This window comes from Brevibacterium sp. FME17, from assembly GCF_014897515.1.
Taxonomy (GTDB): Bacteria; Actinomycetota; Actinomycetes; order Actinomycetales; family Brevibacteriaceae; genus Brevibacterium.
Genome location: NZ_JABUYD010000025.1, coordinates 44,331 through 52,992, shown reverse-complemented (window position 1 = coordinate 52,992; position 8,662 = coordinate 44,331). Strand labels below are relative to the sequence as shown.

The following is an 8,662-nucleotide window of genomic DNA, read 5'->3' as shown; positions in this document are numbered from 1 at the left end:
GTGCTCTTCCGATCTAATAGCCAAGGACAGTGCGACGTGTCGTCCTGGTACGACGTAGTCGCCGTCGCCGCTGGAGCTGAACACAGCCTCGGTCTGCGAAGCGACGGGACTGTTCTGTCCACGGGCAGCAATAACCATGGCCAGTGCTCGGTCGAAGAATGGCAGCTCGGCAACGGTGGTACCGCCTGATGCACCCGAATGCAGCACTCACGCCACGCCATCGCCTCAAAGTAGCTCGCCTGGTCGTAGACGACGGCTGGCCGATCAGCGAGGTCGCCGCTCGCTTCCAGGTGTCCTGGCCGACTGTGAAGCGGTGGGTAGACCGCTACGCCAATGGCGAATCGATGAACGACCGGTCCTCGCGGCCGAAGACGTCACCGAACAAGACGAGCAAGGCGACGACGAAGCGGTGCGTGAGCCTGCGCCTGCGACTTCGCGAAGGGCCGGTCCAACTCGCGAGCAGGCTCGGCATCGCGCCGTCCACCGTGCATCGAATCCTCACGACCACCCGACTGAACCGGCTCGCATACGCCGACCGCGCCACAGGTGAACCTGTCCGCCGCTACGAGCACGACTACCCCGGGTCGCTCGTGCACGTGGACGTGAAGAAGCTCGGGAACATCCCCGACGGCGGCGGCTGGCGCTATGTCGGCCGCCGCCAAGGCGAGAAGAACCGCTCCGCCACCCCGGACAAGCCCCGCAGCAAGTGGCACAACCCCAAGCTGGGGTACGCATTTGTCCACACCGTCATCGACGACCACTCCCGCGTCGCCTACACCGAGGTCCACGACGACGAAACTGCCATTACCGCCGTCGCCGTCCTGCACCGGGCGGTCGACTGGTTCGCCGACCGCGGCGTCACCATCGAACGCGTCCTGTCGGACAACGGCGGCGCATACCGCTCCTTCCTGTGGCGCGACACCTGCGAGGCACTTTCGATCACGCCGAAGCGGACTCGTCCGTACCGGCCGCAGACCAACGGGAAAGTCGAGAGGTTCCACCGCACCATGGCCGACGGGTGGGCCTACGCCCGCTGCTACCTCAGCGAGCAGGAACGCCGCGACGCCCTGCAGGCCTGGCTGCACCAGTACAACCAGCATCGTCCGCACACGGCCTGTGGCAATCAGCCGCCCTTCTCACGATTGATCAATGTCCCCGGTCAGTACAACTAGTGAACCAGGAAGCCCCGGAGGCGATGAAGGACCGCTACCCCTACGCCAGGACCGAGGCTCAGGCTTACAACTGGCTCCGCCACATGCAGGGCAAGGCTCGGGAGATCGCCAAGGCCACCGGCGGCTACCCTGCCATCGAGGCAAACGAAGGCGAAGCCGTCACCTATCGCCTCGACCTCAGCGCAAGCCACTGGGAGGCCGGCACGGCGGAAGCTCGACTCCCATGGATGCTCGTTGGATTCGACACCATGGCCGCCGCGGACGACTTCACGGAGAGGCTGCTGAAGTGGACGCGCAACGAGCACACGTTCTACCGCGGCATTAGCCTCACCATCCACTGATCACCGCACCCACAGAGCCCCGCCGTCATGGCGGGGCTCTACTTATGCCGGGGAGATCCGCGCGAAAAAGTTCAAGGAAATCACGAGCTGTACTTGCACTCGCGCTGAGCTGGAAACACTGCGCGACACCTCCGGTACCCTCACCGGTGCACTCGTCGCCATCGCCGCAGAAAAGATGGCAACCTCCGCCGAGCACCGCGAGCTATGGCAGATGTTCGCCTGCCAGGAGATCGAAGCCCTGGCCAACGTCTTCCGCCGGTTCGGACTCGACGACGACGCCAACACGATCATCGAAGCCCACTCAGAAGGGGATGAAGGGGGCGACCTGCACTGCACCTACCAATGGTGAAGGCAACACCCGGGCGGGGTCTCTGCCCAGGAAGACCCTGCCACCCTGGCCAGCCGCCGCGCAACCACGAATCGAAGGAGCCCATCATGGTCAATGACACGATCGCGATACTCGACCCGGTCGCACCGGCGCGAAGGCGAATGCACGCGCGGCGATCCGCGCTGCGCGGTACCGGCGACATGCAGGCATACGCTCAAATGCTCGCCGACTATTTCAATGAGCTCAGTGCTACCCGAGAGCAGATGCTTTCCAAGGCACAGACCGCGCTAGCCGGTGAGCTGCCGACGGCAGCAGAATTCGCACAGGACGTTCTCGATGACGTCGCCGTCATCGACGCCGAGCTGCACCGGCTCGACCCTAGGCAGCCAGCCGACCGATGACGCCGCCGAGCAAGGGCACCGGCCACAGTGAGCGGTGCCCTTGCAGTGTTCAGTGAAAAGCAGCAACGAGGGGATGAAGTTGATGGCGTATTCGGTTGAGTCTCGACCGTGTCCTCGACGACGAGGCCGGGGAGATCCAAGCGAAAAAGTTCCAAGAGATCCGGAAAAAGGTTGCATCAAACCCATTAATTAGTTAGACTATAACTAACACAAATCACCAGCCACACCAGGAGTTGATCGCAATGGGTACAGCAGCCGCCGCCATTACCGTTTACACCAAGCCATCATGCGTCCAGTGCAACGCCACCTACCGAGCACTCGACGCCAAGGGGCTCGACTACACCACGGTCGACCTTAGTGCCGACGTGGAGGCACTTGAAGCCGTCAAGGCACTGGGATATATGCAAGCCCCCGTCGTCGTCACTACCGACGATCACTGGTCTGGTTTCCGTCCCGACAAGATCGCCACCCTCACCCAGTAAAGGTAGCCATTCCACTCGGAAGCGTAGGAGTTGGACATGAACAAACAGCGTCGCCGCCGTATCGCCGACCTCACCAGCGAACTCGACACACTACTCGAAACACTCACCGACATCCGCGACGAGGAGCAGGAGGCATTCGACAACATGCCCGAAAGTCTCCAAGACTCCGACCGCGGCCAGGGCATCCAGGATGCAATCGGCACACTCGACTCCGCCGTCGACGAACTCGGATCAATTGTCGATGAGGCCCGCAACCTCAGCGAGGGCTAGGACTTGCGTAACAGCCAAAGATTAGTTAGACTATAACTAACACAAACCACCAACCACAGAAGGAGCCAATCATGAACCCCACCACCGCGCAGCGCAAGACCACCCGCACCGTCGGCGCGAAAGAGGGACGCCCCCTCGGAGCCATCGCCCACATCATCGACGGCGATGTGCTCACCCCCGTCGCACGCAAGATCCTCGCCGCGACTCGACCGGAACTCTCGCCCATGCTCATCGACACGGTCAACGTCGAAAAGCGCGAGCAGTACCTCATCGCCATCGAGGACAATCGCCCCGCAGCCGTCAACGACGAAGGTGTCGGATGCTTCGCCACAGATGGCACCATCGGCATGTGGGTCTGCGCGGCATTCGAACGAATTGCCATCGACGTCCCCATCGACGATATCGTCGCCGCGACCACCGATGAGACGATCGACCTCGCCGACGGAATCCGCGTGTTCGGTGCACGCCTCGATTCCAACCACTTCCAGTGGTACACCACCTACACAGGCACCTATCAGCCCTAAGGTTGAGTGAGCATAAGAATAGGCCGGGACGATCACGTCCCGGCCTATTCTTATGCTCACTCAACCTCACGACAGTTAGGCCACCTGGGAGCCGGCCCCCACTGAATCGACCTCGTCATCGGCAGCCACCGATGAACCGGGCTTAGGGAACTCTAACGACTCCTTCTGCGCAGGCATCGCCGCCTTAATCGACTTCACCTCCGCCTGAGTCAACTCCACCGCCTCGGCAATGTCCTTGACCGTGGCCCCTTCGATGCTCAACATCGAACGCACCCCATCGGCCTTCTCCTCAGCCAACAGAGCACGCTCCTCATCGAACTTGGCCCGAATGCCGGAGATCTCCTTTTCCAACTTCTCCCGAGCCTTGGCAATCGCCTCATCCTGCTTCTCGTCAATGAGATCAATCTGGGCGGCAGTCTCGAAAACCGCCGTCGCACCGTCGATGAGACGCTGCCGTTTCGCCAACTCCGCCTCTTGCCTCTTCTGCGCTCGTTCCCGAGCCTCTTGCCGAATCGCTGTCTTCGTCTTCGCCATCGTGACAACCTCCCGAAATCGATCGAACCAGTCACCACCATTGTACCGACAACCACCCCCATATCGACCTAACGCCCTCCACTCAAAAACCACAGCACAACCACACCATTCCAAGCACAATTTCCAGATGACCACTCGCAAACCCAACAGCCAATTTTGCAAGCAAAATTTCCCTCCACAAACCATTCCTAGCCATCACACCTCTTGCATTACTTATGACAGACGGCTGCCGGCGGCTTATACTGATTTCATGATGTCCATCCACAAGCTCTCCGCTGGGGATGGTTACCTCTACTACATGAAGGAGGTGACCAGCGGGGATGACGTGCGTCAGCGTGGACAATCCATGTCGGACTACTACCTTGAGACAGGCAATCCCGAAGGCCGCTGGATGGGCAGTGGAGCCCATCACCTCGCCCTTGACGGACACGTCAAAGAACGGCAGATGGAGTTGCTGTTCGGCCTTGGCCTCGACCCGAGGTACGACGAACGCCTAAAAGAAAACGTAGCCGCAGCCATGGCCAACGACGGAGACATTGATAAGGCCATGGACAAGGCTCGCATTGACTCCAAGCTGGGCCGCGCCTACTACAAGTACAACCTTGACGAAGACCCATTCGTCCTATCCATTCAAGAAGCCATCGACGCGAAGAAGACCGAGCTCGATCGCGATCTTGAACCCGATGAACTGCGCGCGGCTCGGCTTGAACGCGCCGCCAAGCACTTCACCGACGAGAAGCAAAGGCCACCGGCTGATGCCGAAGAACTCACCAAGTATCTGCACGCAAAGCTACGCGGACCGTCCTCGGCTGTCGCCGGGTACGACCTGACATTCTCCCCACAGAAGAGCGTTTCTACCCTGTGGGCACTGACCGACTCCGACATGTCCAAGGACATCGAACAGGCCCACCTCGACGCCATCGATCACGCCGTGGCATGGATCGAGGAAGAAGCTATTCGTACCCGTGCCGGTGTCAACGGCGTAGCTCAGATCGACGTGAAGGACGGTATCGTCGCCGCTCGTTTCCGTCACTACGAATCACGGACCGGCGATCCTCAGCTTCACGATCACGTCGTCGTTGCCAATAAGGTCATGGGTGCCGACGGCCGGTGGAGATCTATCGACGGCAGCTTGCTCTACAAGTCCTCAGTCGCCGCCAGCGAGGTCTATAACTCACGACTGGCTGAACTTCTCCACGACCGGCTCGGCGTCCAGTTCGAGTCGCGAGAACGCGAAGGAAAGCGCCCGGTCCTCGAAGTCAAAGGCATCAGCGATGACCTCATGCGCGACTTCTCCTCACGGAGGGAATCCATCACACCAGTCCTCAACGGACTTGTCGATGAGTACACACGCCAGCACGGTCGCGCTCCCTCAAAGAAGCAAATGATGCAGCTTGCCCAGCAAGCCACACTCGACACTCGCCCCGAGAAGCAAGGGGGAAAGACTCTCGGAGAACTCCGTGAAGGTTGGACCGATCGTGCCAAACAGTTCATGACTTCCCAAGACATGAACGACCTGGTTCAGGACGTGACAACCATCGATCCTGAACGGGAGACACCGTCGATCGATGTTGATGAACTTGGCATGTCTGTCGTTGAGACCGTGTCAGAAAATCGTGGCGTGTGGTCGACTCGCCACCTCCATGCAGAAGCCCAACGGCAGCTGTCCCACCTGACTCACGGAGCCGGTGTTGACGGCGACGTTCTCGATCAAGTTGTCGCCGCTGCACGCGAGGATTGGTCAGTGCGCATCGGTGGCGGCCATGACATGCCGATCAGCAGAGACCCTTCTATTGCTAAGCAGCTACACCGCGAAGACGAGGTCGACGTCTACACCCGCCACAGGGAAGAGACCTTTACCTCGGCTGAACTTCTCCTCGCTGAATCAGAACTACTCGACCTCGCTCAAACTGACGCCGTCCCTGCCGTATCGGGCGAAACATTCGATACGGTTCTCGAACGCTACCGGGCCAAGGTTAAGGGCAAGGGCCGCGATATTTCCGACTCCCAGGCGGGTCTGTCACGCGAATTCGCCACCGGCTCCTCCATCATTACCGCAGGTGTTGGACCAGCCGGTGCTGGTAAGACAACCTCGATGAAACTGTTCGCCGAAGCCATTCAGGAACAAGGCGGCAACCTCATTGCCCTAGCACCCTCACGGCAAGCAGCATCGGTCCTTGGAGCCGAACTCGAATCCCACGCCACGACCATCGATTCGTGGCTACTGTCGAAGAAATCGACGCTGTCGACCGGTGACGTCATCCTCATTGACGAAGCCGGAATGGCAGGAACCAGAAAGATCCGCGAAGTCGCCAGGCGTGCCCAAGACGCCGGAGCTCACGTACGACTCATCGGCGACTACCGGCAACTCTCAGCGATCGAATCCGGCGGCGCACTGCGCCTGATTCACAAGATCGCCGGCGGCCCTGAACTCGAAGACGTGTTCCGGTTCAACGACCACGACGAACGCGAAGCCTCACTCATTCTCCGCGACGGAGACGAAACCAAAGGCAACGTCTTCCAGTGGTACATCAACGAGAAGCGTGCCGTCGCCGCCGACTCGGACAACGCCGTCGCCGAAGCCTACACCGCGTGGCAGACCGACACCCTTGACGGTAAAAACTCCATCATGCTCGCCGGAGATATGGACTCCGTTACCGAACTTAACTCCCGCGCCCAAGCCTTCCGCATCGGTGAAGGCGAAGTCACCACGGACACCAGTGTCCGCTCACGCGATGGCCACGACATCGGCCTCGGCGACATCATCGTCACCCGCCGCAACGACCCGAACATCCTCATTGACGAATCCTCCTCCGCGGCCAAGTTCGTCATCAACGGAGCACGCTGGACAGTCACCGACATCGGTGACGACGGGTCCATCGAGGCCACCCCGCTCGAAGCTGACGGCTCGGCGACACTGACCGCTGACTACGTCGCCAAGAACGTCCAGCTCGGCTACGCGCTGACCGTCCACCGTGCCCAAGGCGTCACCGTTGACTCGTGCCACGCCGTGCTCTCTCCCGAACTCTCCCGCAACTCTGCCTACGTAGCGATGACCCGAGGCCGCGAGAACAACATGGCCTACGTCATCACCGACGACGGCGATTCCGTCGACGTGCCCCTCGACCAAATCGGTCACAACGTTGAAGGGTCCGGTTCAGCCCACGAAGCCATCCGTGACGCCATGATCGCCGAAGTCGACCCCGTCAAGGCCTCACACATCTATCAAGATCTTGCGTGGAAGGCCGACCTCGAACGGATGAAAGACCACGTCGACGACGCCGCGGAACTCCGTGGCCTCAAAGGCGAAGTCTTCTATGGTGGAGACTCCACCGGATGGCCCGTCGTCGTGGCCAAACTCGTCGAAGGCGAACAGCAAGGATGGACACCAGCCCACATCCTTGATGCCGCACTCTGGGGCGACATCGCCGAGGCCAACGACCCCGCCTCACTGCTTGCGTTCCGACTCGGGAAGCTCGAAGACAATGCGCCGGAGATCCTTGCCGATGACAGCCGGCAGTTTAAGAACATCGACGACGAGACGCTGCAATCCGAACATAAGACGGCACTGAATCGGAAGCGCGATGCCTCTCGTCTCCTCGACGCACGCCTGTCCCACACCCCCGCACCTGTCACGCTCAAGGATAGTGACACCGAGATCCCCGCTTGGAGCAACCGCCAGTTCGGAGACCTCACCCACCACGAGCTCAAGCATCGCCAGTTCCACCTCAACAACGACCACCAGGCCGAACTCATCCTCGGCTACCCCGAGACCGCTGAGAAGATCGCTGGTGACCTCGAAGCCGTCGAGACTGAACTGGCCAACCGGAAGAACATGGGATGGAAGGACCACGCACGCGAAGACTGGCAGCGCGACCGGGCCACCGACCCCGACAGCTCCTACCACTCCCCCACAGCCTCGAAGCTCACTATCGACGAAGCCACCGAAGCCTACAAGGGAGCCAAGGATCTCGCCGACGCGATCCGCACCGAGATCCGCAACCGTGCCACCACCCCCGACCTTCCCCCGAAGCCAGATCTCGGACCAGATGGAATGCCCGAATGGTTCGCACCTCGCGGCGCTTTGGCCGACGAGAAGACCCCTACCCCGTGGGCCAACCAGCTCGCGAATGCTCGCGCCGTCCTCGACGACAAGGTCAATACCTACAAGGAACGCCTCTATGCCGACCGTCCCGGCTGGGCCGGACCTCTCCGTCCTGCCGACCGTGTCCCCGTGGCACTGTGGCGCAGCGAACGCGGCATCGCCGACAGCATCACTGACCCGATGCCCGTCGAGAACCCCGACACACTCCCGGCCACGCAACGCGCTCTCTACGAGCGAGCACACAAAACCGGGGCACCGACACTCAGCGACGAACAGCGCGCAAAATTGGCCGCTATCCGTCAGCAAGCTGACCCGCGGACCAAACCAGAACCGAATGAACTCCTCGATCGCGTGCGCGAAATCCGCCGCGACGTCACCGCTCACCAGAACCTTCACGACGATGACGACGATGACACCACCCCACGAGTCGACACCACTATTGACGAACCGACTGTCACCCCCGATGACCCCGGCACCAGCCGCGGACTCTAGAAAGGAAACAAGA

Annotated in this window: 10 protein-coding genes; 9 read left to right on the top strand and 1 reads right to left on the bottom strand. The window is 60.9% G+C overall.

Annotation, left to right across the window (positions count from 1 at the left end; translation table 11 throughout):
* The 8 genes from INT40_RS17660 to INT40_RS17625 form a co-directional block, all read left to right on the top strand.
* Window positions 1-189, top strand: a 189-nt coding sequence (locus tag INT40_RS17660; protein ID WP_264298430.1) for an RCC1-like domain-containing protein, incomplete at its 5' end; no start/stop codon positions are given.
* Window positions 186-1,172 carry an IS481 family transposase gene (locus INT40_RS17655; protein WP_193096641.1) on the top strand — a complete coding sequence of 329 codons (987 nt, stop codon included), beginning with the start codon at window positions 186-188 and terminating at the stop codon, window positions 1,170-1,172. The genes INT40_RS17660 and INT40_RS17655, both read left to right, overlap by 4 nt.
* 23 nt (window positions 1,173-1,195) lie before the next feature.
* Window positions 1,196-1,513 (top strand): hypothetical protein, encoded by a 318-nt coding sequence (locus INT40_RS17650; protein ID WP_193096638.1) that lies wholly within the window; start codon window positions 1,196-1,198, stop codon window positions 1,511-1,513.
* Between the two features lie 175 nt (window positions 1,514-1,688).
* On the top strand, window positions 1,689-1,862 hold the full coding sequence (locus INT40_RS17645; protein WP_193096637.1) for a hypothetical protein: 174 nt from the start codon (window positions 1,689-1,691) through the stop codon (window positions 1,860-1,862).
* Between the two features lie 86 nt (window positions 1,863-1,948).
* Window positions 1,949-2,242: a hypothetical protein gene (locus tag INT40_RS17640; protein WP_193096636.1), complete on the top strand. Its 294-nt coding sequence runs from the start codon at window positions 1,949-1,951 to the stop codon at window positions 2,240-2,242.
* Between the two features lie 242 nt (window positions 2,243-2,484).
* Window positions 2,485-2,724, top strand: a complete 240-nt coding sequence (nrdH, locus tag INT40_RS17635) for a glutaredoxin-like protein NrdH (RefSeq protein ID WP_193096635.1) — start codon at window positions 2,485-2,487, stop codon at window positions 2,722-2,724.
* 36 nt (window positions 2,725-2,760) lie between these two features.
* Complete coding sequence (locus tag INT40_RS17630) at window positions 2,761-2,994, top strand: hypothetical protein (RefSeq protein WP_193096634.1); 234 nt, start codon at window positions 2,761-2,763, stop codon at window positions 2,992-2,994.
* Between the two features lie 71 nt (window positions 2,995-3,065).
* Window positions 3,066-3,518, top strand: coding sequence for a hypothetical protein (locus INT40_RS17625; RefSeq protein WP_193096633.1), 453 nt, complete (start codon window positions 3,066-3,068; stop codon window positions 3,516-3,518).
* A gap of 75 nt (window positions 3,519-3,593) precedes the next feature.
* Here the strand turns inward: INT40_RS17625 and INT40_RS17620 are convergent, their stop codons facing one another.
* Complete coding sequence (locus INT40_RS17620) at window positions 3,594-4,052, bottom strand: hypothetical protein (protein WP_193096632.1); 459 nt, start codon at window positions 4,050-4,052, stop codon at window positions 3,594-3,596.
* A 250-nt stretch (window positions 4,053-4,302) separates the two neighbouring features.
* On the opposite strand from INT40_RS17620, the gene mobF reads away from it, so the two are divergent.
* On the top strand, window positions 4,303-8,649 hold the full coding sequence (gene mobF / locus INT40_RS17615; RefSeq protein ID WP_193096631.1) for a MobF family relaxase: 4,347 nt from the start codon (window positions 4,303-4,305) through the stop codon (window positions 8,647-8,649).
* Window positions 8,650-8,662 lie beyond the last annotated feature (13 nt).